The organism is Clostridium sp. KNHs205 (assembly GCF_000702945.1).
Taxonomy (GTDB): Bacteria; Bacillota; Clostridia; order Lachnospirales; family Lachnospiraceae; genus Anaerocolumna.
Genome location: NZ_JNLE01000003.1, coordinates 2,084,200 through 2,109,097, shown reverse-complemented (window position 1 = coordinate 2,109,097; position 24,898 = coordinate 2,084,200). Strand labels below are relative to the sequence as shown.

The following is a 24,898-nucleotide window of genomic DNA, read 5'->3' as shown; positions in this document are numbered from 1 at the left end:
TCAGTCACGCCTTTCCCGCTTCTGGAAGCTCACTACATCCTCAAAGGTCACGGAACCCACTGACCGCTTCACGTCCTCCACACATTTGCCGCGGAGCTTACGCAGCGTGTTTTCATCGTAATCTGCATTGACTGCAAGGATATTCATCATCATGCTCATCTCCACCGCCAACTTGAAGGTAAGCCGTGCCATGCGGTTTTCCAGACCATCCACCATGCCGGTCATGGCCGATGTAATTGCTGCAGGAAGGAACCGGACACCTTCCTCTGCTGAGATATAGCCGCAGTAGAATTTAATTGCCTTTTCAATGAATTCACTCTGGCTTTGGCAGTTATCCCTTTTGTACCAGTCTGCCACCAGCTGTCTGGTTTCCGGATACATCCACAAAGGGAACTTTTTTTTGATTTTTTCTTCTTCTGACATAGCAAACCTCCTTTTCTATCAAAAAAGAGGTGCAACACCTGTCGCAACCCCTATGAAAAGCCTTTATTTCCCGCTTTTATCGGTATTCTGTTTTCCTTACAACCCCGGAAACAACTCCTTGAGTGTTTTTACGACCCCGGTGAAAAACCGCTTTTCTCCCCGCATTGCGGGGAGATGTGAGCCGGAGTGGGGCGTTTACGACCCCGCTCCTTTAACCCGCATCGTTTTCGACCCCATGGTTCACCACGACTTTCCTTGTTTCGCCACCCGTCAATCTTCTGCGCACACGGCTCCAACAAGGGGCTACAGCCCCCTTATGGTGTAACGCTGCCACCCCAGCCGGAAGAACGCGACACAGGGGCACACGGGCGGCAACGTGGCGTGTCTACATCTGCTGCGTGGCTGGGCCTGTCAGCGGCTCGGATTCCTCCTGCAGCTTGAGGCTGTAATCCTCCAGCTTCATACCCTCCTGCTTCATGCAGTAGTCCTGCATTTTGCTCAGCAAAAGCTCCTTTTCATGATCATCCAGCTGATAGGCCAGTTCTTCGCAGGAGCCATCCCCACGATTCAGGACAATATCCAGGGTATCACACACCTGCCCATGAACGGTATCATAGTTAGCATAGACATTGATCCAGTCTTCATTTTCCGCTGTTTCCACATGAGTTCCGAATATCTCGTCCACGTTGAAGGGGACATTGATATAAAAATTGAGGCACCCATCCGTTTCCATGATCTCGTCTGAAAAGGAGATATCACCTTCCTCCAGCTTGCGGCAGCCTGCCGTGATCAGTGGAGCAGGCTGTGTCAGCTCACGACCTTCGAGATGTTCAAGAAAAATAGGCCAGCGCTTATCCTCTGGAAGATAATTGGCGCGATAGGCGTAATAAGCCGCAGTGCCGGTGTCCTTCATGGAGTAAGCCTTCCAACCATCCATGATATTGACTCCGGAAATCATTTTCCGGTCAAAGTCAATGTCAAACACGCCGGTGATCTGACCGGTATTGTCCATCCGCTTTTTCACGTTTTCTTCAAACTGTAGGGCGTTGATGGAAACAGAATTCCGGAACAGGGCTGTGAAGCTCTCCGGCTGGTATTTTAGCTCACCGCGCTGGTATCTGCGTACCAACAGCGCCAGCTGCATCAGCTCCAAGCAGTAATCCGATTCGAAGCAATGGCTGTTGCCGTTTTCTGTTACATGGTATACGGAAAACCGTCGCATCTCCTGTGCACGCTGCTCAGCAGCAAGGCGTTCTGCATTGATCCGGTTCTCGATTTCAATTCGCTCCTGTTCGGGAACGGTTTGTGTATATAACTCCCCCAGCTTTTCCTGCATGACAGCTTTTATGTCAGTGCCGTTTTCATAAAGGATATCCGACAGTGCGGTATATTGGTATTTATTGAGCCAAAGCTCGATTGATTCGTCACCCATTTCAATCCTCCTGTCATTTTAGAGTTTAAGATTTATATCTTCCACACACTGATTTTCGCAGCACGAACCTCAGAGAAAAAAAGAGGCAGCGCTCACACTACTCGCCACCTTCTTCCGCTGCTTCTATTCGTTCCCGCACTTCAGAGGGAACATACTTTTCATAAAGCGCAGGAAGCACTGATTCCAGTTCATCCTGCAGCTCTGCTTCTGTTCGATACTGCCGGAGGGCCTCCAGCCTTTCTGTGCTGTAACAAACAGAAATCACCGCCGTTTTCATAGATAACATCTCCTTTTCATAGAATTCGTGAATAACTAAGTGAGCCAAGTTGGTGCATACCGTTTACACCCATACCGAAAAACTGCGCCAAATTGGTGCAAGTTATTTTTACCTTAACAGGTATTAGGCAGGGAAGTGGAGCCGCTACAATTCCTCCAATGCGTGGATAAGGCTGTCAGGGAGCTCTTCCAGATGCACAGCGGCCTCCGGCACATTTGTCGAAGAAGGGACTGTTACCCGGAGCTGATTGAGTTCTTCCCGAACAGCCTGCCGCACCACCTGTTCCAGCTGAACATTTTGCTCTAAGGCGAGAATACTGGACACCACAAATTCTGTGCGCTGGCGGCTGGCCTGCTGCGTGAACAGCCGCTCCGCCTCCCGGTGTCTGGGATCGTCCATATCAAAGGACAGATAGTAACGCTTGCGCATATTCCTAACCCAGCAGGAGCTTGTACCCGTCTGCATTTGCAAACCGGTTCAGCACCGCTACAGTATTAAGCGCATCCCCGCGCAGCCGGTATTCCAGAAGTTCAGCACCACCGCCCGCGAACACAGTGGGGAGCCGCAGATCAAGCCCCCGTTCTCGTAGTGCATTAAACAGCTCTTTGCAGTAGGCCGATACCTCTTGCTCCACAGTTTCTCCGATCTGCCTGCTGGCGGTATGCTGAATATTGCCCTGGATGGCATCGGTTATTAAGGTGTCTGAAAGCAGAATGCCGCTTCGTTGAAGGGCATCCTGAATGCGGCTGTATAAGGTGATGGTTCCCAGCCGAAGGCTGGCACAGCTGGATCTATCCAGTCTGAAATTGTGGACGGTAAGAACATCCACCGTATAACCGCCGATGTCAATGAGGGTGATGCTGCGGTATTCCTTCAGCTGGGGATAATAGCGGCACAATGCCGCATGTCCCTGAGCGAACACCTTACAGTCTGCAATACGGCACTGGTAAGGTCTGCCCTCAAACACAAAGGAGACATTTTCCCGCAGAAAATACCGGCGGAACGCCTCCTTTTGTGTGCCGTAGCTATCAATGGGAAGCCCCACACCCAGCATAATGTCGGTACTGCTCACATCCACGCGCTTCAGGGCTTCCGCAATGGCCGGCAGGGTAAGAATAAACGTATCCTGCTCTCTGGTTTTATCCTGTTGAAAGCGCAGGCGACGTTCTCCAATCGCGTAAAAGCCGCCCTCATAGAACAGCTGCATTTCCGGTGTAATGAATTCCCGGTCGCTGACCGCAAAGCCGGAGGCATAAAGCATCCCCTCCGAGGATTTTGTATTGTAATTTCCGTTGTCTATGCCAAGCTTAATCATGACTAACACCTCCTTGTTCTTTTTCTGTTGTTACATACTCATGTTCATGCTCTGGGTTTCCTGCGGCGAATCCTCCGATGGTTCTTCTTGAGGGGGAGCGTCCATTTGAGGCTCAGCGGCAGCCTGCTCTCTCTGGCGACGGCTTTGGCGTACCGGACGTTCTCTAACTGGGGGAGCCCCCGGTGTTTCCTGTGACACGGGCGTCTGCTCCATGCGGCTCTCTACATATTCCCGCACCTGCGCCGGAACTACCTTTTCATAGGTTTTATCCAGATAATCCTGCAGCTCCTGTTCAATGGTAAGCTCCTTTTTATCCATGAAAAAGCGGAGGGCTTCCAGCTTTTCTGTCGGAAAGAACAGCTTCAATTCGGTTGTACTCATGGGTTAATTCCTCCTTTTTTACAATTTCAGTTCCATGCCGGGAGTATCCTCCGGCTCTCTGACCCAGCGGTCATAATCCTCACAGGGACAATCCCCGGCAAGCATCCGGGTAAATTCAGTCAGGCGCTGAGAGGATACTTCCGCACACTCCGCCTGCATGCCATAAATTCCGTGAAACACTCTGAGCACCTGTGCATTCAGCACATCTTCCCATGCCCGTTTTCCCTCCTCTGTCAAGGTGGCAGAGTCAAGATACACAATGGTGGAAGGGTCCATATCCACCTCGTGATGCACAAGATGGAGGTTTTCAAAAGGTACACGGATCAGCTCCTTTAAGCGCAATGTTTGATCTCCGGCATCCCCTTCACACAAAATGTCATTCTCCAGATTTGAACAGTAATCCAGATAGAAGGTCATGTCGAGACCGTCCTCCAATAGTTCAATTTCAGCCATTTCCTGCCGAACCGAGAGAAGGTCACACAGCATCGTGCTGATGTATTCGCTGTCCTTTAGATTCACACCGTACTGCTCTTGTATCTCATCAAAATAAATGGCCCATGAGCCATTGGAGGTGCTTTGAGTACTTTCCCGAATAATCTGGTTCGCAAGCTCGTTTAATTGGGTGGTCAGATAATCTCTTGCCCCCGGAAGATAACTGGAATACCTGGCATAGTCATATCCCTCTGCTTCAACAAGAACACCATCAGACTGGTTTTCTCCCAACACCAAAAGACAATGGTATGTTCCTTTTTTCTCCATGTACATGGAATCGGTGCTCTCTGAAATAAAGGGAGCGTCCCGAAGCATCCTGGAGCGGAATCGGCTGTATTCTGCTTCCGGAAGCTCCACTGCCTTTTCAATCACACATTCCCTTAAAGGGAACTCCGATACCTTTCGTTCAAATATTACCTGTAGCTTCAACATAGCTTACTCCTTTCTTTTTTTGCCTATGGCAGATAATTTCTTGGGTTTTGGGCCGTTCCGTTTATCCGCACCTCAAAATGCAGATGGTTCCCGGTGCTTCGTCCGGTAGAGCCCACCTTCGCCACAATTTCCCCGGCCTTTACCGTCTGTCCCTGCGTAACGAGCAAGTCCGAACAATGTCCGTACAGAGTAACCACTCCTCCGCCATGGTCAATGGTCAGATAATATCCGTATCCGGTGCTTCCATAGCTGACTGTCTGCACGGTTCCAGCGGCAGCTGCACGGATTGGAGTCCCTTTGGACACCCCCAGGTCAAGTCCGGAATGTCCCGACCATGCTCCGGTGATGGGATCTGTTCTTCCGCCAAACTCCGAAGTGGCCATGGAGCGCCAGCCGTTTCCCAACAGGGAGTGCATACCAGAGGAAGACACCTGAACTTTGTTTTCAACATAGGGTCTTGCATATAGTACCTGCTTATCTGCATCAAACAAATTCCGGTATACCACCTGTCCTCGAGAGGAGGATGCATCTACTACCTTGCCATCACCTGTGTAGATGCCGACATGAGTGATATTGAGATAACGACCATTTACCTTGTGGCTCCAGAACACCAGATCACCGGGGGCAAGATCGGACTTTGAAATGGTAAGTCCATTGTTCACACAGTATTTACCTTGCTCAGCGGCGGTACCGGGGAGCTTGACTCCCAACTGGCGGTATACCCACTGCACCAGATAGCTGCAGTCCGTATAATCGCCTTGCCCACGACGCTCCTGTGAATAGGGATCTCCCAGACGGGACAGTGCAAGCTGAACAGCTCCAGCTCCAGTCTCACCCACAGGTAAGTCGTAGGTCAGGCCGGAGAGCTGCTCCGGCAGCCAGTCTGACCACTGGTCAAATCCGTCGCCTTCACCGGGTGCGCCGGTTCCATACAATGCCCGGTAATAGATTTCTGATGCATTGGCCTGCTTCTCGTAGGAAATATACAAACCAAGCGTTTCTTCCAGCCTTGCATAAATTTCCGGCAGGGAGGTAAGGGGAACCGCTACGGTATAGGTTTCCTCATGCTCCACTTCATCCTCGTCTGTCCAGGTGCGGGTTCGTTCCTCATAACGGACGAAGCAGTCCGCAAATGCCTGGTAATCCATCCCACGCAGGGAATCTGCGCCAAAATACAGAGCATAAAAAATAGCCTTGACCTGCGTGGAGTCAAGGCTTCCGTCCTCTATCATGGGAGTTATTTCTGAAATTGCCGTGTCCAGTTCCGAGAAGCTTTGTCGCATGTCCTCAATGTACTGCCGATAGTCCTCCGGCACCTGACCGGATATAACGCCGCCGTGAAAGGAAAGTGCAACAGCGGCATTGTTGTGGTTTGCGGTTCCTGACAAAAGACTTGTAATCATGACGATGATCAGAATAAAGGGCGTTAATATGGTAGCGATGAGAACACCCACCGCCTTCCATGTTCGTTTATCAGATGCGGCCGTAATTGCTGCTTTGACTGCAAGTGTGATGGTTGCAGGATCTGCCATGGATAACCTCCTTTCAAACACATATGCCCTCCGGAGAATTCCCGGAGGGCATATGTGTTTTCCTCATTCAATTAATTGATCTTGTTTGATACCAAGCCGGCTGCGAAAGTCTAAATGCTCCTGCTCCAGACGCTTCCATTCACTGTCCGCCTCTTCAAATTTTGCAAGAGCATCTGCCATCTGCGGAGAATCATAGGGTACCTTTTGCTCTACCAGTCTGCGCAGCTCGCTTCTGTGCTTTTCCACCGTGTGTCCCAGCAGGTATAGCCGCCCTGCTTGCTTGATCAGCTTTGCTTTTTCCTTTGATGTCATTCACTTATTTCCTCCGTTCTTATTTCTTTTAGTTAGCTATAAGAGATATTATAATTACCTTATAGCTTATTTTCAAGCAGAACAGGAAACTATAAGCTAATAATAAAAGGAGCTGATAGAGATGGATAACAAATTACAAAAGGGTGTCTTGGGCTCTGCGCTCCGGGCGGCGCGGCTGGATAAGCACTACACCCACGAAGCATTGGCAGAGCTGGTCGGTATTACGCCCACACACTTAAAGCATATTGAGAGTGAACACCGTAAACCTTCCATTGATTTGCTGTATCGTCTGGTTCAGGCATTGAACCTTTCGCTGGATGCACTGTTTTTCCCTGAACGCGAGGATGAAGCCTTTCGTAAAACCGAGAGGCGCATGCGACAATGCAATGAAAGCCAACTGCGCATTCTGTACGCGACTATGGAAGCGATGCAGAAAGAAGATAAGTAGAACAGGTCGTACCGCAAGGTACGGCTTGTTTTTTTACCACCATCTCTGTCCAAATAGATTGCCCTGTTCCAGCTCTGCTTCCTGCTCCTCCTGTGCCATGCGGATGGACTTCTCCACCGCCTGCTCCAGAAAATCCGAATCAAAGCCTGTAGATTTGTAGCCTTCCAAAATCGTATTGAGATAGTAATCTGACGGCGCACCCAGCGAATGACCATCATTCATCACATACACCATGGCATTAACAGATCGTCCGCCCAGCTCCACAGGAAACAGCTCCTTGCGGTAAAAATTCGGGTAACCCTCATAGCGGTCAAGTGCAAGCTCATCCTTGGGCCGAACCTTCCACAGAAGCACCGGAACGCTGGAACCCACAAGCGGTTCCACAGTTGCAACAGCACTGCTGCGACTGCCGCGGAATAATAGTTCATAGTCCTTGATTTCGCTTACTCCCACCACCTTGGCAGTGGGGCACCGAAAAGACATCTGCGGCAGATTCAGATTACTGCCATAGGCAATATACAGAGTTTCATTTTTCATATTTGAATACCTCCTTTTACATTGACATAGAAAGGCCGGGGCTTTGCTCATCAGCCCCGGCCTGTTCCTGCTCATTTTCATCTATTTGCTCCAATTGCGTGGAGGGTGTCTGTGCTTCTTCAGCCAGAGCCTTTTCTTTTTTCTGCCTTAATCGTTCCTTTTGCTGCTGAGCCTGCGCAGGGTCCTTCCACGCAATACAGCCATCCAAATGCTCCAGCAGGTGAAGCCTTGCAGTCTTAAATTCATCCCCGATGAGTCCAAGGCGCAGAAGCCAGGTGCGAAAGGTGTATTTTTCATTGGTGCTTTGGGTCTTTGTACGGCTGGCACACTTCTGATTCAGGGCCTGTGCGGAAATTGCCATACACAGCTGAATGTATGACTTGATCTTACCGGCATGGGTGGTGCTGTTGAATAAACGGAACTCAACCGTACCTTTCTGGAACACACTATGAAGGTTAAGACAATGATAACGACTATCGTGATAATGCTCGTGGCGGCCATCCTCTCCGTCGTACCAGATACGGCTGACCTGCTCCAGCGATTTGGGTCTACGGCGGTTGAGTTCTTCCAGAAAACGGTTGTCCACCGGCTTGCACCAGCGGTGCTGTCTGGCTACGGTTACCTGCAGTGCCTTGTAGATCATATCCTCCTTGGCAGCCATGATGTTGGTGATGTTTCGCAGGGTATTGGCATCAAAGGGGGAGGCATCCACATGCACATGGATGCCACAGCTGGAGTTTGCAATGGCACCGGCATCACGCAGCTTTCGAATTAGCTCCTGCACGGTTTCGATATCCTCCCAGCGGCAGATCGGGCTGACCATCTCGGTTTTGTATTCATCCGAAGCTGATATGGTTTGACGCCCGGACTTACGCTGCGACGTGATGCTGGCATCGCTCATAAACTTCCACTTACGTCCCTGCGAATCCAAAGCAGAGTAGGTATTATAAAAGGTTCCATCATAGTGGCTGTCGGTTCCGAAGTATTCCGCAGCAACCTTTGCCGCCTGTTCGCGGGTCACGCCGGTCATCTCTATCTCAATGCCGAAGCGCTGCTCTCTCATGTCCATAGACTATCCTCCCTTCGCCCTATGTTTCGGGTGGTCATCAGCGACCTCCGGCTTTTCCGAACAGCTTTGCCTTATGCTCTGGTGCATGAACCATCAGGTTGTACCGCTCATTGCCGCATTTATAAAGACACACGCCCTGCTGGGGATAGCGGATCAGCTCATATTCGGATTTCTCCAGCTGGAGCGTATCCATGTAAAACTTTGCATCTATGGAGCCTGCATTGAACAGGAACTGGTGGGTTGGAATGGAGAATAAGGGCTTGGTCAGCTCACGGATATGCTCCACGTTGAAATCCTCCAGATTCTGTGAAGCCAGGATAACAGCACTTTCTTTTTTACGGACGCGCTTCATGAAGTTACGAATGTATTCAATGGCGGTGAGATTCGTCAGGAACAGGTACAGCTCGTCGATGCTGGCCGCAGTATTTCCGGTGGTTAAAAGTTCGTTGCTCATGTAGGAAAGCACGTTAAACAACAAGGCGTTACGCAAATTCTTGCTTGCATTTAGCACACCCTTGACACCGAAGGTAATAAAATCATTGCTGGTGATATTGGTATGGCCGTTAAAAAACTTGGACTCCGCTCCTTTACACATGGAGTGAAGTCCAAGGCAGATTTCCCGAAGAGAATCCGCTGTATAGAGCTGGCGGTGGCTTTCATCGAAGCCCTTGTATTCCTTTTCAATGAGGTCATACAGATCAGATAAAATCGGGTAATCTGAATGATTCAAGCGATCAAAATTGCTGTGGTCCGTGATGCCCCATTTTTCATAGAGCTTTCCCAGCATGATCTCAATGGTGTCGATCTCCCGGTCCGTAAAGTCCTTGTAGGTGCGGAAAAAATCCTTTAGAAAGCTGATATGCTGGCTGAGCTTGCTGGTCTGGCGGAATGCCTGGGGTGCATCCATATCTTTGGGATCACCAGTTTCATCCCAGCTTTTTGGCTCCAGTACATTGATGATGAACTCGCCGGACATAAGGTCGATAAAACAGCCCCCGAGGTTGATGGTCAGATCCTCATACTCCATTTCCGGATCTAACCCGATAATATGCATACCGGATTCTCGCAGGTTGCACAGGATCAGCTTTAACAGGTAGCTCTTACCCTGACCGCTATTTCCAAGAATGAGGATGTTGGCGTTGGTCTTGTCATCGGCGCGGCGGTTGAAGTCCGCCAGAATATTGCTGCCGAACTTATCCCTGCCGAGGTAGAAACCGTTGGGGTCGGTTTTTCCGGAGTAATTAAAGGGATACAGATTTGCGACCGAGCTGGCAGGCAGCACCCGTTCAAACTGATCCCCAAACACATTCCAGCCGGAGGGCATTACGCAGATAAAACCTTGCTGCTGGCGCAGCATCAGCCGATCCACGTTAAGTTTGGAGCGTACCAACTCTGTCAGGACTTCCGTCTGCAGGAGCTTCAGCTGGTCATAATCATGGGATGTCAGCTCAATGTATACAGCGGCATGGAGCAGAGGCTCCCGGCTCCGATGCATCTGGGCCACTATGGTAGCCACATCCTGTAGATTTGACTCTGCTGTCACGGTCTGCTGGAGATCCTGCGTACTGGTTCTCTGCATCCGGTTTTTGTTGGCAGCGTTTGTGATGATTTTCTTTTCCTCCACTGGGGTGACATGTCGAGTATAAAGGTGCAGGGTAACGCCATCTTTCTCCCCAAGGTGCCGGAGGATAGCCTGTTCATCGGTCGCAGTAGGATATTCCCGGAGCGCCCACACACAGCGATAGGTATTGCCGCAGATGAAATGGTCGGCATTAAACTTGATTACCGAAGGGGCGATCATATCCAGAAATTCTTGTATCCACACCTCCTCTTGTGGCTGAGCTTTGGGTTTCACTTTTCTTGCCATGGGCTTCTTCCTTTCTGATTTTGATTTTGATTTTGAGTATTGAAAAAGCCGCCACAGTTTGTGACGGCTTAAAAAATAATGATTAGGAAATGGAAATCAAGGTTTTACTAATTATAAAATCAATTTCATATTGACACTTTTCGATTTGGTGCATATAATAGTCATATCGAAGAATATAAATGTGAGGTGCCAATATGGAAAACTATTTGGAAAATACAAAAGTGTTTAAGGCGCTGGGCGACCCCAAAAGGGCTATGATTGTTGATATGCTCTCTTGCGGAGAGCTTTGCGCCTGCATGATTTTAGAGAAATTTGAAATGTCCCAATCTACGCTATCCCACCACATGAAACTTCTATGTGAATGTGGTCTTGTCAAAGGCCGAAACGAGGGCAAATGGACGTATTACTCTTTGGACGAGGAAACCATCGGCAAGACAAAACAATTTTTCTGCTCCATCACCTCTGATAAGGAAAACTGCATCTGCAAAGAAGATACGGGCTGCTGCAAAGGATGTGATGACAATGAGTAAGGAGAAAAACACTGGTATTGGCTTCTTTGAAAAATACCTTACAATTTGGGTGCTGATCTGTATGGCAGCGGGAATTTTAATCGGCAACTTCCTTCCTGGTATTCCTGAATTCTTAAGCCGCTTTGAGTACGCACAAATATCCATTCCGATTGCTATACTCATCTGGGTGATGATTTACCCCATGATGATGAAAGTGGATTTTCAGTCCATCAAAAATGTACGCAATAATCCGCAGGGGCTTCTTATATCCAGCGGAACAAGCTGGCTGATTAAACCATTTCTCATGTTTGGTCTTGCCTCCTTCTTTTTCTACGTTGTTTTTAATACGTTCATACCGACCGAGCTTGCACAAAGCTATGTCGCCGGAGCCGTCTTGCTGGGTGCAGCCCCCTGTACCGCAATGGTATTTGTTTGGAGTAATCTGACCAAAGGCGACCCTGCTCATACCTTAGTGCAGGTGGCAGTCAATGACCTGATTATCCTCGTGGCATTTGTCCCGATTGTATCCTTTCTGCTGGGTGTAACGAATATTTTTGTGCCGTGGGATACATTGATTCTTTCCATTGTTCTATTTGTTGTCGTTCCTCTTGTGGGCGGTTTTCTTACCCGATATTTCATGGTAAAAAACAAAGGCGAGGAATATTTCACGCAAAGGTTTATCCCTAAATTTGATAATGTTACAACTGTTGGACTTCTCCTGACACTGGTTATCATCTTCTCATTCCAAGGAGATGCCATACTGGAAAACCCCTTACATGTCCTTTTGATTGCTATTCCGCTGATCCTGCAAAATGTCCTCACTGCCGCCTTTGCCTATTGGATGTGCAAGATAACAAAGCAGCCCCATAATGTTGCGGCTCCTGCCGCACTCATTGGTGCGTCGGACTTTTTTGAACTGTCGGTGGCTGTAGCGATTGCACTTTTCGGGCCAACTTCCCCGGTGGTGCTTGTCTGTACCGTTGGCGTTCTGACAGAAGTGCCGGTTATGCTCTTGCTTGTAAAATTTGTCAATAAAACGAAAGGCTGGTTTCCTCAAAATGAATTACAAAATTAGAGAAATGCAAAAAGGTGACTGGAAATCAGTCAGCGAAATCTACCAGCAAGGTATGGATACCAACCTTGCAACATTTCAAACGGAATGTCCCACTTATGAAGAATTTGACCAGTCGCATATCAAGCAATGCCGCTTTGTAATAACCGATGGTGATGTCATTGCCGGTTGGGCAGCGTTAACTCCTGTGTCAAGCCGCTGTGTTTATCGTGGCGTGGCGGAAGTCAGTATTTACATCCATGATACTCATAGAGGAAAAGGTGCAGGGAACCAACTACTGAACTTTCTGTCAAAGCAATCTGAAAAATATGGAATCTGGACACTGCAGTCGGGAATTATGGCTGACAACAAAGCAAGCATTCGTTTGCATGAAAAATGCGGATTTCGTCAAGTGGGATTCCGTGAACGAATTGGGCAAGACCGTTTTGGACAGTGGCGTAATACCGTTCTTATGGAACGAAGAAGCAATTTAATATAATCATATAGAAGGAGAGATTTATCATGAAAAAAATGCAAATATTTGAACCTGCCATGTGCTGTGACACCGGCCTTTGCGGTGTGAGTGTTGACCCCGAGCTGCTCCGCATTTCTACTGTTTTAAATGCACTGAAAAAGAACGGAGTGGTAGTTGACCGCTTTAATCTAAGCGGTGCACCGATGGCTTTTGTCAATAACAAAACGATCAACACCTTTATCAATGAAAAAGGTGTTGCGGAGTTGCCCGCTGTTATGATCGATGAAAAAATCGTGATGACTGGCCGCTATCCAACCAATGAGGAACTTGTTTCTTTGCTGGAGGTTCCCGCAAGCTATTTGACCGAAGCAAAATCCGTAAAACAAGGCGGTTGCTGCTGTTCTGACGGGAACTGCTGCTAAAAGGGAAAGGAGGTTCCTCAATGCAAATCTTTGACCCAAACAAAATCACCTTAACGAAATACTTGTTTTACACAGGTAAAGGTGGTGTCGGGAAAACATCTGTAGCGTGTGCAACGGCGGTAAATCTTGCGGACAGCGGCAGAAGAATTCTTCTTGTCAGCACAGACCCGGCTTCCAACTTGCAGGATGTGTTTGACACCCCGCTTTCAGGGAAAGCCACGCCCATTGCAGAAGTACCCAATCTGGATGTAGCAAACCTTAACCCTATACAGGCAGCGACAGAATACAGGGAAAGCGTGCTTTCGCCTTATCGTGGTAAACTTCCGGAATCAGTCCTCGCTAATATGGAAGAACAGCTTTCTGGTTCCTGCACAGTAGAGATTGCCGCTTTCAATGAGTTTTCCAACTTCATTACCAATAAAGAGATGGAAGAAAAATACGACCACATTCTTTTCGATACCGCGCCGACCGGGCATACCCTTAGAATGTTGCAGCTTCCCTCTGCGTGGAGCAATTTCATCAGCGAAAGCACACATGGTGCCTCTTGTTTGGGACAGTTATCCGGGCTTGAAAGTAAAAAGGAAATGTATAAAGCTGCGGTTGAAACACTGACAGACGGCGCACAAACAACCTTAATTCTTGTAACCCGCCCCGAAACGGCCCCCCTCAAAGAAATAGAGCGGGCTTCTTACGAATTAGCGGAGCTTGGTGTATGCAATCAGTCTATGGTAATCAATGGGGTGTTGGCTGATTATGATGACACCATTTCTAAAAATCTTTACAATAAACAGCAAAGCGCCCTTGCAAATATGCCAAAACCATTACAGGCCATTACAACCTACATGGTTCCTTTGAGGGCATACAACATTACAGGTATGGAGAATGTCAGGTCACTGCTAACAAAGGATGGCTATGTCACCAGTGACGAAACCATGAAAGCAGAGCATGTTCCCCAGCTAAAGGATGTCATTGATGACCTATACCATAGTGGCAAAAAAGTCATTTTTACGATGGGAAAAGGCGGTGTTGGAAAAACTACACTTGCTGCCGCTATTGCTTTAGGGCTTTCTGAAAAGGGTAAAAAGGTGCATTTAACTACTACTGACCCAGCAGCACACTTAAAATATGTTCTCGATGAAAACAGCGGCATTATCATGAGCCATATTGACGAGCATAAGGAACTGGCACGCTATCAGGAGGAAGTTTTAACAAAGGCACGGGAAACCATGTCGGAAGAAGATATTGCCTATATCGAAGAAGATCTGCGTTCTCCTTGTACACAAGAAATTGCCGTATTCAGAGCTTTTGCGGAAGTTGTAGAGCGTGCCGAAAATGAAATTGTTGTCATTGATACCGCACCTACAGGGCATACACTTCTGCTATTGGATTCTACATTGAGCTATCATAAAGAGGTTCAGAGGACACAAGGCAATATCCCCGATTCCGTAAGAAAGCTGCTGCCACGTCTGCGAAGTGCTGAAACAGCAGTCGTTATTGTAGCCTTGCCTGAAGCTACCCCAGTTTACGAAGCATTACGTCTGGAAGAAGACTTGAAACGTGCCAATATTGCTACAAAGTGGTGGCTTGTGAATTCTTCTCTTTATCATACAAAAACAACAAACGCCCTGTTAGCTGCAAAAGCCAGCAATGAAATTCCGTGGATAAACAAGATAGCGGAACATACAAGTGGAAATTTTGCTTTAATCGCTTGGCACGCAGATGATATAAAGGGCGATAAGCTAAGAGAGCTATAAAAAGGGAGGTCTTTCATGAATAAGGAAATAAACAAACCCAAGGTGGCATTTATTTGTGTTCACAACTCTTGCCGAAGCCAAATTGCGGAAGCACTCGGTAAACACCTTGCCGCTGATGTGTTTGAAAGCTATTCTGCTGGAACAGAAACAAAGTCACAGATCAATCAGGACGCTGTTCGATTAATGAAACAGCTTTACGGCATTGATATGGAGAAAACACAGCGTTCCAAGCTGCTTTCCTCAATTCCTCCAGTAGATATTGTTATTACTATGGGCTGCAATGTTCAGTGTCCTTTTTTACCCTGCAAGCACCGAGAGGATTGGGGACTTGATGATCCGACCGGCAAATGTGATGACGAGTTTATTACGGTTATAAAGCAGATTGAAAATAATATATTATTGCTTATAAAGAGAATTCAGGATTTGTAATCCGTTGTTACAAAACTTATCTGCTTAAAGTTACACAATTTTAATATGTTTGTGGTATTCTCAGCATGAGCAAAATAGGAAGCTATGTGCAATCCATGGCTTCCTATTTTGTATTTCTTTCACCAGCAAAATTGGAGTCATAGAGCCCCAAGGTCTTTTAAAAAACGCACACAATCTTTCGCTCCCTGCATATAAAGATACCCTTCCTGCATCCCTGAGATATCCAACGTTATTTCAAAATACTCCTGAAAAAGTTGCTGTTCCGGCTCACTAAGAGTAGAAATGCACTGTTCAATTCTTCCCCGCACATCAATGCGCCGCAGTATCTTTTGGTCCAGTGCTTCATCCTCCTCACGCTGCCTGCTAAGCGCACGCTGACTCAGTTCCGCTATCACTATATCCATGATTTCCTTATATTCCATTCTCATCATCTCCCGCGTATTACACAAGACAATAAACGAATACCTCGTACAAGTCTAGATGGAAAACCCAACAAAAACCGGCGCATTTACTCCCCGAAAATAACCCAACGTTCGCCGTCAAAGTCCTCGAACTTTTCCGTTGTAACATTTTGCTCAAAATAGACGGCCAGAAGCCGCTTGATGTCCTCCTTGCCGGAACGCTTGGCAATGAAGCCCTGCTCCCGCAGCGTTTTTTCGATGCGGCTTAAGTAGGGGAACACCTCGCTATCCTTTTCATTTTTGAGCCGGATGATGACGAGGAATTCCCTGGCCGTAGCCATCTGCACCTGAATACGGTCAAGATGGATAATATCCTGCTCCAACAGCTTTCGCACAGCTGTATTGTCTTCTTGTTCCATACGATTTCGCAAAAACCGCTTATTATCCTCGTAGCTTTCACGGCTGTTCAAGCACAGAAATTCAAGCTCTGCCATGCCCTTGAGAACCGTCATCAGTGCATAAATCCGCGCTGAGATACTTTCCTCAGATAACACGGAGATATTGGTGGGTTTAATCATAAAATACACAAGCCGGTCGCCGCGATAAGTATCCAGGCTGTAATCTGTCACTTCTCTGGTTCCAATGAGCTGGCGGGTAACCTTACGCTGTTTTTCTGTTTTCTTTTCTGTTTTGCTCATCTTGGCAGATACCCCCATTCGTAGACCTGCTGCTTTGTCAAAAAGAATGCGCAGGCATATTGGATAAAGTCAAGGATACTGGTATCGTCAAACCGTATAGTCAAAAATGCGTAGAGGGCTGTGATGACAATGGGCGGCAGAAATCCCAGCTGCGCCAGCGCAAACACAGAGATTAAAAGCCCCACGCCAATGATGCCGATATCCCGGAGCTGCCAAAGCCACAGCGTGGCTTTCGATTTTAGGTTGTCGGGGTAGATGTACATTCTGATTCCTCCTGTTCCAATTTAAATTTGCGTAAAAAATAAGCGATTCCCCGGAGCACATGCACCACACAGGGAATCGCCACACTATTGCCAAGGGCTTTATATCTTGCGCTGTCCGAAGCGCCGGGGATATCCGTCCAGTAATCGGGATACCCCTGGAGTCTTTCACATTCCAGAGGCGTCAGCCTGCGGATCAGCTTACCGATGCGGATGGGATGCACATTGTTGAGGGAATAGCCACCATTCGTTTTGGATTGCAGTGTTCCACTTAAGTCGCCGTTTTCCACTCCATTGCGGCAATCCAGCCCGGCCACATCCGCCTCGCATATAAGGTCTGTTGCATCCTTATACTGTCTGGCACTTTGCGTGCTGACTACCTCATTTGGCGCATACTCATCGCTCCGCTGCTGTGAAAAAACGCAATGACGGTCGGTGGATGTCACGGTGTAGCTGATGTCCGGCTGAACACCAAGTCCATTGCCCCCGTTATGATCCTGTCGATCAATAATATTTCCGGCAATACAGTAAGTCGAATCATGTGCCAAAGCTTCACCGGACTCCCCGGCAAGAACAGCTGGCTGGGAAATCAGGGGAACATTGTTGCCGCCGGTTCCATAACGAGCAGACATTGTCGGAGCTACTGGGTGAGGTCCGGTATAGCGCGAGTCAATGCCATGGTTCTCAAACAGCTCCGGCTGGGAATCCAGAATCAATGGCTGGTGTCCATGTTCCTGCGCTCGAAGCGTACCGGTCTGGTTTTCGGAGCAGTACATCTGCCCGCCGCCCTGGTCGTTCAGGCAAAGGATTGAGGGCACCATATTGGTTCCGCTCTCCGCTGCCTTCAGTGTCGGGGAAATTTCTTCACTGTAACCAATCCCTCCCGCAGCAGGACCGGCTCCTGCACAGAAGCCAGCTGTCAGCACACAGGGATAGCCCTGTCCAGCCTGCCCACCGCCCGATGTGAGGGATGTGTGCTGCTCCGGAGTCAGAAAACAGTCGCCATTTCCCTTGGTAACGACACCTGCCGAAAACACCAGCCCGCCCGGGTTCCTTCCACCGCCACCATCCGCACCGGCCAGTGTTGGTGCAATACTATCCTCTGTAAAGATCCGTTCCTGCTGGGTATCCCATGGGGTAAGGCAATTTGGCTGCTGAACGCCGGATTCTTCCGAAAACTGTGCTACAAAGGTCTGCTGTTTCATGCCGGGTTGAGCCTGTATTGCCCCGGATACATCATTTAAATTCCGTACCTCATCCCGCTGGTTACAGGCAAAAGCGATGGTTCCGCTTTCTGGTGCAGAATGAAATACAGCATGGGAGTGCGATGCCTGGAGGGTAAAGGCTGGATCATCATCGGCTCCTATCCCAAGACCTGTTCCTTCTCCCAAACGCTCATGCCTAGTGGCTATCTGTGTATTGATTGGAATCGTTACAGTTTCACTTTTTTCTTCTGTTATATACCCATGTCCTCCACCTTCGCCGCCATACAGAGACGGCCACACACCATCGCCTTCATAAATGCGGCGGCTTTGCACATCCCATGGCGTCAGGCATTCTCCTGAGCTTCCTCCAACGGCTCCGGAGCTTCCGCCTGGATCTCCAGCGCTCGTTTCAGAATAGGCGGCAGTTCCTTGCCGCGTTTCCTCGCTCTGCGCAGAATCCCCAAACAGGCGGTCTTGCTCAAATAATATTTGTGATGCGGTGTGGCCTCCAAAATCTGCGACAAGGTATATACGTTTTCTTCTCTGGGGGGTGCGGGGCCAGTATTGAGCATCGTATACTCGCCAAGCAACGGAGAATTGATCTCCCAGTATGGCCCCAGCAGATTTCCATACCCCTCCCGGAGGTCGAGGTATAGATACGGTACTGTCCGCAATTCTGCAGGTTTCCTCAAGTACCGCCCGGAAATCCTCTGATTCGGAAGAACTGAAGGCTCCGGGAACATTTTCCCAGCACATATACCGAGGTCGAACAGCGTCAGCTGGCCTTCCGTTTGCTTTGTCATAGGCTCTCATCTCCTTGATTACGCGAACCTGCTCCATAAACAGGCCGGAGCGCTCTCCCTGCAAGCCCGCACGCTTCCCCGCAACACTCAGATCAGTGTTATCCCGATATCGGGATAATCAGGATAATACCGAAGAAATAATTATCCCGAAGTCAGACGAGAAAGCCGCTTAATAGGCCGCTTCTTCGTGAAAACTTCGGGATAACAAATCATTTAAGTCCGGACAATTCCAGGATCATATCCTCATTGTCCTTCCAAATAGGTATGGGAACAGGCACCCCCTTTCGCAAGTGTTCAGCTTTTTTCATAGCCGCGCGCTTCATTTCGGCATCGGCATATGCATAGATTTTTGTGGTTTCTGGATCAACGTGGCCAAGAAATTCAGATAATACGGCCAGCGGCATACCATCACGGTATAAATGGATCGCCCTTGTATGCCGCAGTTGATGAGGATGCACCCTTTCAGGAACTTCAGGGCAAATCTTACGTGCCATTTCGCCGTACTTTTTCATAAATGCGGCAGCATTATCGGGTGACATTGCTTGTTTTGTGCCATGAATAACAGTGAAAAACAGGAAATCGTCCTTGATGGTATCGGCGTGAAACACTTTCAGATATTGTTTACAATGCTCCACAGCTTTGGGCAGTAAGGCTACAGAACGGGTTTTGTTTCCCTTTCCGGTCAGATATACGACAGGATGACGAACATCCAGCCGTAGGTCACGGACCTTCATACTCAACAATTCATCGCATCGCGCAGCAGTTTCATACATGAGCGTCATAAAAAAACGGTTGCGAAGGTTCGTTCGTTTCCTCACATCAGGTTGACTGAGCAAAGTTTGTAGTGCGTCCTCGGAAAGAAATTCTACTATTCTACCTGGCGTCTTTTTAGTGGGTATCCCTTTCGCCTCAAGCTGCAAAGCCACCTGTGTACAATCTAACTCACCAGCGTACTTGAAGAAAGCCCGTATTACCATAAGCCGTTGGTTTCGTGTGGTTGCACCGCAGTTGCGCACGTTTTCCAACCAATCCAGATATTCCAGAATCAAATTGCGGTTAAACAGACCGAAATCAATGTGAGAAACGGTCAGTTGCTTTTCAATGCGGAGATATTCAACAAGCAGGTTTAGTGCATTTCGGTAGGATTTGATGGTGTTTTCGCTGCAACACCGCTGTTTAGGCAGATACTCAAGAAGATAACCTCTGACGGCCTTGAAAAAATCATTCATCAATCTCCACCTCCGGCAGCAAACTCTCGTATTTTGAGAAATCCAATCCGGACATAGCCGTGAACAGTTCCGGGACCAGATGGACGTAGTAATAGGTATCAGATAGTTGTGAATGCCCCATGTAGGCACTGAGATAGGGCAATTGGGCGGAAACATCCTTGCCCTCCCGCAGCCACATATACAGGCGATGCGTTGCGAAGGTGTGACGAAAATCATAAATTCTGGGCGGCTTTTCGGTGGATACTGGAATACCAGTTTTGGCCCACATGATGCGGAATGTCTTTTCAATCCATTTCTTCGTATACAAATGTCCCTGTGAATTAGGGAAAAACAGTTCCTGTCCCGGCATAATGCGGCTCACTTGTTGATGGTATTGCCGTAATAGTTCTGTCATATCGTCAGTCATCATAACAATGCGGTCCTTGTGCCCCTTGGATTCCATAATCTTGAGCTTTCCGACGTCCAAATCGACATTTTCTACACGGAGTTTCCTCGCCTCTATGGGACGCAAGCCACAGCAATAGATCAAACGAAAAATCGTTGGTATCACAAGATGACGGATGGGGAATCCCCCTCTCGGACGGATTAGGTCCAGAACGTGCCAAAAGGCAGCGATTTCTTCCTCAGAGTAAATATGCGGCATGTGGCGTGGACCTTTTTGGGACAAATCCGGGGGAAGCACATAGGCTGCTTCTCCAATCCTGTTTAAGTATCTGGCAAATTCCCGAACCGGCATTAAGCGATTGCGAAAGGAGTTGTTTTGTTCCGCTTCTTTCCGAACCGCCCAGGCCATGCAAAGTTCTTTGGTTAACGCCATTTCACCGGGAAATTTGTCCATACAAAATCGATCAAACACATGTAGTATACGAATGCTTTCTTCATACGGAAAACCCAGGGCATTCTTCTGTTCAATGAATTGCTGAATGAACCCTGCAAAGTGACTACCAAAAACACGCTTCACCATCCCTCACCTGCTTTCTCGGTAGAAATCAATCCAATGGCACAACTTTTTAATCCCAGTTCATTTGCAGCAAGGTATGGCTTTGCCGAATCCATGTGAGTATGCCCAAGCAATTCGCTAAGCATATCCAGTGAAATTTCAGATTCGAGCAGTCCCGCACCAAAGGAACGACGGAAACTGTGGAAGCCGCGCCGGGGAATATCTGACTTATCGATACCCGTCCGCTGCATATACCGGGAAATCATGGCACTGGCTGAGCGATTCTTTAAAGGGCGGTAGGGACGATTGCCACATAGAAAGATAAAAGGTAAATCGCACTTTGGCCGTTCGTTCAACAGGTAATCGGCAATCGCGTTCCCAGTCTCATACTCCAATGGCAAGCTCAACGGGTGCCCGGTTTTGCTTTGAATAATACGTATTTCATAGTTTCTCCAATCAATATCCTGCCGTTTCAAGTTCACGATGTCCACAGCCCGCAGGCCCGTCTGAATGGCGGTTAGCATAATGGCATAGTCACGCTTGCCTGTAGAGTAATTGACGTTGGCACTGCATAGCATTTTTTCAGTTTCGACTGTATCAAACCCCTGGCGTATCACTCGCCTTTTTGCAACCATTTCTGGCATTGCAATACTCAGATCGATTTGTGTTGTGCCATTTCGGTGTAAGAAGCGTAAAAAAGAGCGAATCGCAAACAGCATGGACCCCAGCCCACCAGCATATCGCTTAGCGTTATGCGACACACACTTGCTTACAACCGAAAGCGTTATACCGCCAAAATCCACATATCCCATATCCTCTAATTCAAAAAGAAAATTGCGGATTGCACTATGGGCAACAGAGATTGTACTATGTGCAAGGGCACCGGTCTGTTCGTTCTCCCGGCAAAAAGCATTAAGCGACTCGGTATAATACGCGCCTGGTCTTCGCAGCCCCCAAGCGGGAACACGCTTCAATTCAATCTTGCCGGTTTGGTGGTACTCATCCAACAGGGTGGCCACCTTACGGACATTTTGGTACACAGACCGACATATTGAATGGTTTTCGTAGCCGGTGCGTGTCTGTGCAACAAAGCTATCAATTGCGTCTTTTTCATATTGCGTTATACCACGCTCCCCGCAGTAACGGAGAATAGCATCAAACCCATCGTAAACATAGTTGCTGATGGTCTTTTCCCGATATCCAAATCTCAGAAGCTCCTGTTTGGTTTGGTAGACCAACACCAACAGATTATCAGCCTCTAAAAGAAGCTGTGAGGGTGGCGGCTGATGCAGTGGATTGTAAAGCACCTCCCATTTGGGAAGCGATGACAGTATCACAGTACCTTCGGTATGGTATTTTTCCAGTAGTTCAGCCGATCTTCGTACCGTGGTCCATTTCCATCGCGATATTTTCCCCTGCTCGTACTCGGCACGGATTTGGAGAATGAACTCATCTGCAACATTTTTTGTGTAGGCAGTCAAACCTCTGTCACTAAAGTATTGGCAGATAGGGTAAAGACCGCAATACTTGTAGTCTTTGATCTGTTTTACTCGCATACCTGATTGATGGAGCGCATCAAGAACCTGTTCTACAAGATCTTTCATGTTGATGTGTTTCAAATTTATCACCTCTGTATGATTTTTTTCGCCAATTGGCTGGCAATTTCCATTATACAGGTCATTAGTGTTATCCCGAAGTTTTTGGGATTCAAATTTAAGAAAGCGAGGTGTTATCTATCTTTTTTATACTATATAACCCAATCTTCGGGATAACTATTTCTTCGGTATTATCCTGGCAGGGTGAGCCCCCGCAGATCACATCCACAGGCGTAAGCTGCGCACCGTCAAGCTTTGTAATGTCGCCTACATGACACATTTCAGGAAAGCGCAGCCGGGTCACCTCGATAGGGAACGGTTCGATTTCGCTGGCCCAGACAGGCGTAAAGCCCTGCCGGACGCCTGCCAGCGGAAAGCCTCCAATCCCGTCAAACAGGCTGCCGAGGGTCAGCGGCTCGGTCAATACTGCAGCTTCATGCCAGAGAAAGGCGCTTCCTCCAGCGTGATGTCCATTCCTTTTGCAAAGTAGGCTACATTGGGTGTGCGGGTATTTTCTATCAGCCGCCTGGCTTCAGAGGCTGCTTCCTTATAGGTATCAAAGGTCAGAGGTTCTCCGTCCTGTTTTACCCAGGCTTCCGATGCCCCGCACACAGAGGCGGCACTCCTGCGCGCCCATATTCCGTATTTCTCCATGGTATGTCCTCCTTGTATTTGTTCTGCGGATACTCGTTTGACCGGAATACCCAGCCGCTTGGCCTCCGCAATCTCACAGCGCATTCCAGTGCTGATCTGGGAACCGCACACCCATAATTCCTCGCAGGCCGCCAATACCCGAAGTCCCATTTGAATGCCGGCTTCCCGTTCTGCCGGTACAGCATCATTTAGCAGTTGGGGGTATAACAGATGCACAGCCACCGGCGCACAGCACTGCGATATAGCATAGCGGCAGGCATCCTGCGCAAACCTCACGTTCCGTTCAATTTCCCCGGCATAGGGGGAACAGATATAGACCAGCTTCATTTTGCTGCCACCGCCTTTACAATCGTCCTCGTAATGTTCATGGCAGTCTGCCCGGCATAGACGGCGCTCATAAAGTTAGCCCTGGTACTGGTATCTAATCCGAAAGCTCCAGCGATTCGGGGAATTTCTCCCGCCGCCAGCATAAGCCCCAGCCCAAGCAGAGCCTGATCCTTCACGACCATCAGTCCAGCTATGAGGATGGTGGCTTGTAAAAAGGCGGTCAGACACAGCCCAATAATCTGCTTGCACCAGCTGGTGAAACCGTCCATGTAGCCGCGGGGAACGGAAAACATATACAAGCTCCCCACAGCGATTTGAATGAGCAGGATACCGCCGCGTTTGAGATTTGCAAAGAACACCTTAATTACGGCGTAGCCCATCAGAATCAGGATAAACAGCATCATAATCGGACTGGTGATCACTCCCAGCCCGCCAAAGACGTTCAAGCTACCAGCGCTTTCTAGGTTCCCGGCTGCGGATAGCTCATTGATGATATTTCCGGCAAGGGTATCCAAGCCGCTTCCGTAGCCAGTGATTCCCGCCGTCAGACTACTCTGCAGTGAAACGGACAGTTTGTACAGTTCTACGGGAACGGTGGAGAATAACCCCACTGCCATAAATCCCTTGATGGCATTCAGCGCGGCATCCCGGATGCTGCCCCGGCCGGACTGGTATTCGATGGCACACTCAAAAACAGACACCACCAGCCCCGTTCCATACAGCGCCCAAGCCAGATAAACAAAAAACAGGACGATGGATTGAACCCAGCTCATTTCAAACAGATCAGCTCCCATGCCGCCCATTGCGGAAAAGAAATTTCCAAGAAAGCCGATGATTTGTCCGTAAATCCAATCAAGGATTTGGCCCAAGACCGTATCGGCTACAAAATCCCATATAAACATAGGCATCACCTTCCAAAAAAGAAGGGAGCCCTGCGGCTCCCTTCGATACTATAGTGTTTAAAGCTATCTCCTATCATAGCTGTGCCAGATCACTTAATCCCTTGTTGGAAAGCAGTCCAAGCTCTTGCAGAATTTCGGGTTCATTGAGATAAATTGTTATGCCCGTATTATGCATATCCGAGTAATTTACAGCAGGATGAGCGTCAATGAGTTCTACCATTTTTTCCAGTGTCAGTCTACTGCCCATATCATCCATCGGACTCAACCGTCGTTCGATGCTGTCATACCCAATCTCACAGTACAGCTCTTCTTCCTCTGTGTCGGCTCCAGCTATAGCATCCTCTACAATCTTACCGATTATCTCCTGGAGCAGTTTTTTCTGCTCTGCTGCAAAGGTTTCCAGCCTCTCTTCCAAAGGATAACCATGCGTCGATGCTGCATGGTCATCACCAGGAACCATTTTTTTCTCGTTTACATAGGCTTACATACCAAGGATCTGCCAGTCAATACTTGCATAAGGACAGTGGAAATTTGCGGCAACATATGGTACGATAACTTTTAACAAGTATTTGAATTGCTAATTATTTATAATCTGTACAGTAATTAAAGGCATCCGTAAACTCCTGCTGCAGCCAAATTACGGAGATTATCGGCAAGCACTTTATCTCATATGTGCAACTTATATCAGGTAATTGTCTATGAGAATTGATATACTGGAGAAAGGAGT

At 48.3% G+C, this 24,898-nt stretch carries 29 protein-coding genes and 1 pseudogene; 7 read left to right on the top strand and 23 right to left on the bottom strand.

The annotated features are described in order from the left end of the window. The 9 genes from BR73_RS0109030 to BR73_RS0108990 all read right to left on the bottom strand — a co-directional run bounded on the left by BR73_RS0109030 (position 1) and on the right by BR73_RS0108990 (position 6,596). Positions 1-423, bottom strand: coding sequence for a hypothetical protein (locus BR73_RS0109030; protein ID WP_024345918.1), 423 nt, complete (start codon positions 421-423; stop codon positions 1-3). A 385-nt stretch (positions 424-808) separates the two neighbouring features. Further along, on the bottom strand, positions 809-1,855 hold the full coding sequence (locus BR73_RS0109025) for a hypothetical protein (RefSeq protein WP_033165264.1): 1,047 nt from the start codon (positions 1,853-1,855) through the stop codon (positions 809-811). Between the two features lie 97 nt (positions 1,856-1,952). After that, entirely contained in the window at positions 1,953-2,132 is a 180-nt protein-coding gene (locus BR73_RS0109020) for a DUF6103 family protein (RefSeq protein WP_033165263.1), read from the bottom strand. A gap of 144 nt (positions 2,133-2,276) precedes the next feature. Further along, the gene (locus BR73_RS0109015; protein WP_029695029.1) at positions 2,277-2,561 is read right to left on the bottom strand and encodes a hypothetical protein; all 285 of its coding nucleotides are present in this window, start codon (positions 2,559-2,561) and stop codon (positions 2,277-2,279) included. A 4-nt stretch (positions 2,562-2,565) separates the two neighbouring features. Further along, the gene (locus BR73_RS0109010) at positions 2,566-3,447 is read right to left on the bottom strand and encodes a ParM/StbA family protein (protein ID WP_033165262.1); all 882 of its coding nucleotides are present in this window, start codon (positions 3,445-3,447) and stop codon (positions 2,566-2,568) included. A 30-nt stretch (positions 3,448-3,477) separates the two neighbouring features. Next, positions 3,478-3,828 (bottom strand): DUF6103 family protein, encoded by a 351-nt coding sequence (locus BR73_RS0109005; RefSeq protein WP_033165261.1) that lies wholly within the window; start codon positions 3,826-3,828, stop codon positions 3,478-3,480. Positions 3,829-3,846: 18 nt separating this feature from the next. Continuing rightward, complete coding sequence (locus tag BR73_RS29090) at positions 3,847-4,752, bottom strand: DUF6329 domain-containing protein (protein WP_033165260.1); 906 nt, start codon at positions 4,750-4,752, stop codon at positions 3,847-3,849. 23 nt (positions 4,753-4,775) lie between these two features. After that, positions 4,776-6,242, bottom strand: coding sequence for a peptidoglycan DD-metalloendopeptidase family protein (locus BR73_RS0108995; protein ID WP_347463462.1), 1,467 nt, complete (start codon positions 6,240-6,242; stop codon positions 4,776-4,778). Between the two features lie 105 nt (positions 6,243-6,347). Beyond that, positions 6,348-6,596 carry a hypothetical protein gene (locus BR73_RS0108990; RefSeq protein ID WP_033165258.1) on the bottom strand — a complete coding sequence of 83 codons (249 nt, stop codon included), beginning with the start codon at positions 6,594-6,596 and terminating at the stop codon, positions 6,348-6,350. A 121-nt stretch (positions 6,597-6,717) separates the two neighbouring features. Here BR73_RS0108990 and BR73_RS0108985 point away from each other — a divergent pair, with 121 nt between their 5' ends. Beyond that, positions 6,718-7,044 (top strand): helix-turn-helix transcriptional regulator, encoded by a 327-nt coding sequence (locus BR73_RS0108985; RefSeq protein ID WP_033165257.1) that lies wholly within the window; start codon positions 6,718-6,720, stop codon positions 7,042-7,044. A gap of 33 nt (positions 7,045-7,077) precedes the next feature. Here the strand turns inward: BR73_RS0108985 and BR73_RS0108980 are convergent, their stop codons facing one another. Genes BR73_RS0108980 through BR73_RS0108970 form a run of 3 tightly spaced genes read right to left on the bottom strand, consistent with a single transcriptional unit; the run spans position 7,078 to position 10,517 of the window. Further along, the gene (locus tag BR73_RS0108980) at positions 7,078-7,581 is read right to left on the bottom strand and encodes a gamma-glutamylcyclotransferase family protein (RefSeq protein ID WP_033165256.1); all 504 of its coding nucleotides are present in this window, start codon (positions 7,579-7,581) and stop codon (positions 7,078-7,080) included. A 16-nt stretch (positions 7,582-7,597) separates the two neighbouring features. Then, positions 7,598-8,650: an amidoligase family protein gene (locus BR73_RS0108975; RefSeq protein ID WP_033165255.1), complete on the bottom strand. Its 1,053-nt coding sequence runs from the start codon at positions 8,648-8,650 to the stop codon at positions 7,598-7,600. A gap of 37 nt (positions 8,651-8,687) precedes the next feature. Then, positions 8,688-10,517, bottom strand: a complete 1,830-nt coding sequence (locus BR73_RS0108970) for a DUF87 domain-containing protein (protein ID WP_033165254.1) — start codon at positions 10,515-10,517, stop codon at positions 8,688-8,690. Positions 10,518-10,711: 194 nt separating this feature from the next. On the opposite strand from BR73_RS0108970, the gene BR73_RS0108965 reads away from it, so the two are divergent. From BR73_RS0108965 to BR73_RS0108940, 6 genes are read left to right on the top strand one after another with little or no spacing between them, the layout of a single operon-like run. Next, a complete protein-coding gene (locus BR73_RS0108965) occupies positions 10,712-11,047 on the top strand; it encodes a metalloregulator ArsR/SmtB family transcription factor (RefSeq protein WP_024345932.1) in 336 nt (111 codons plus the stop codon). Continuing rightward, on the top strand, positions 11,040-12,101 hold the full coding sequence (arsB, locus tag BR73_RS0108960) for an ACR3 family arsenite efflux transporter (protein WP_033167247.1): 1,062 nt from the start codon (positions 11,040-11,042) through the stop codon (positions 12,099-12,101). The genes BR73_RS0108965 and arsB overlap by 8 nt, the downstream gene beginning before the upstream one ends. Continuing rightward, on the top strand, positions 12,085-12,576 hold the full coding sequence (locus BR73_RS0108955; protein ID WP_033165253.1) for a GNAT family N-acetyltransferase: 492 nt from the start codon (positions 12,085-12,087) through the stop codon (positions 12,574-12,576). The genes arsB and BR73_RS0108955 overlap by 17 nt, the downstream gene beginning before the upstream one ends. A gap of 23 nt (positions 12,577-12,599) precedes the next feature. Then, entirely contained in the window at positions 12,600-12,974 is a 375-nt protein-coding gene (gene arsD, locus BR73_RS0108950; RefSeq protein ID WP_033165252.1) for an arsenite efflux transporter metallochaperone ArsD, read from the top strand. 20 nt (positions 12,975-12,994) lie between these two features. Beyond that, positions 12,995-14,728 carry an arsenical pump-driving ATPase gene (arsA, locus tag BR73_RS0108945; protein ID WP_033165251.1) on the top strand — a complete coding sequence of 578 codons (1,734 nt, stop codon included), beginning with the start codon at positions 12,995-12,997 and terminating at the stop codon, positions 14,726-14,728. 15 nt (positions 14,729-14,743) lie between these two features. Further along, the gene (locus tag BR73_RS0108940; protein ID WP_033165250.1) at positions 14,744-15,157 is read left to right on the top strand and encodes an arsenate reductase ArsC; all 414 of its coding nucleotides are present in this window, start codon (positions 14,744-14,746) and stop codon (positions 15,155-15,157) included. Positions 15,158-15,294: 137 nt separating this feature from the next. Here the strand turns inward: BR73_RS0108940 and BR73_RS0108935 are convergent, their stop codons facing one another. From BR73_RS0108935 to BR73_RS0108885, 11 genes and pseudogenes are all read right to left on the bottom strand, one after another. Further along, entirely contained in the window at positions 15,295-15,579 is a 285-nt protein-coding gene (locus BR73_RS0108935; RefSeq protein ID WP_033165249.1) for a hypothetical protein, read from the bottom strand. 86 nt (positions 15,580-15,665) lie between these two features. Continuing rightward, on the bottom strand, positions 15,666-16,256 hold the full coding sequence (locus BR73_RS0108930) for a hypothetical protein (protein WP_033167246.1): 591 nt from the start codon (positions 16,254-16,256) through the stop codon (positions 15,666-15,668). Next, entirely contained in the window at positions 16,253-16,519 is a 267-nt protein-coding gene (locus BR73_RS0108925; protein ID WP_033165248.1) for a hypothetical protein, read from the bottom strand. Before BR73_RS0108925 ends, BR73_RS0108930 begins: the two co-directional genes overlap by 4 nt. Next, positions 16,495-18,561 carry a DNA cytosine methyltransferase gene (locus BR73_RS29085; RefSeq protein WP_051685379.1) on the bottom strand — a complete coding sequence of 689 codons (2,067 nt, stop codon included), beginning with the start codon at positions 18,559-18,561 and terminating at the stop codon, positions 16,495-16,497. The genes BR73_RS0108925 and BR73_RS29085 overlap by 25 nt, the downstream gene beginning before the upstream one ends. Positions 18,562-18,733: 172 nt before the next feature. Further along, positions 18,734-19,753, bottom strand: coding sequence for a tyrosine-type recombinase/integrase (locus BR73_RS0108915; RefSeq protein WP_033165246.1), 1,020 nt, complete (start codon positions 19,751-19,753; stop codon positions 18,734-18,736). Further along, positions 19,746-20,717, bottom strand: coding sequence for a tyrosine-type recombinase/integrase (locus BR73_RS0108910; RefSeq protein ID WP_033165245.1), 972 nt, complete (start codon positions 20,715-20,717; stop codon positions 19,746-19,748). Before BR73_RS0108910 ends, BR73_RS0108915 begins: the two co-directional genes overlap by 8 nt. Beyond that, the gene (locus BR73_RS0108905; RefSeq protein ID WP_033165244.1) at positions 20,711-22,312 is read right to left on the bottom strand and encodes a tyrosine-type recombinase/integrase; all 1,602 of its coding nucleotides are present in this window, start codon (positions 22,310-22,312) and stop codon (positions 20,711-20,713) included. The genes BR73_RS0108910 and BR73_RS0108905 overlap by 7 nt, the downstream gene beginning before the upstream one ends. Positions 22,313-22,481: 169 nt before the next feature. Further along, positions 22,482-22,712: pseudogene (locus BR73_RS0108900) on the bottom strand (DNA cytosine methyltransferase); the annotation flags it as partial. Next, entirely contained in the window at positions 22,709-23,269 is a 561-nt protein-coding gene (locus tag BR73_RS0108895) for a DUF4406 domain-containing protein (RefSeq protein ID WP_024345942.1), read from the bottom strand. The pseudogene BR73_RS0108900 and the gene BR73_RS0108895, both read right to left, overlap by 4 nt. Next, positions 23,266-24,171, bottom strand: coding sequence for a conjugal transfer protein TrbL family protein (locus BR73_RS0108890; RefSeq protein ID WP_024345943.1), 906 nt, complete (start codon positions 24,169-24,171; stop codon positions 23,266-23,268). Before BR73_RS0108890 ends, BR73_RS0108895 begins: the two co-directional genes overlap by 4 nt. 73 nt (positions 24,172-24,244) lie before the next feature. Beyond that, positions 24,245-24,631 carry a hypothetical protein gene (locus BR73_RS0108885; protein WP_033165243.1) on the bottom strand — a complete coding sequence of 129 codons (387 nt, stop codon included), beginning with the start codon at positions 24,629-24,631 and terminating at the stop codon, positions 24,245-24,247. Positions 24,632-24,898 lie beyond the last annotated feature (267 nt).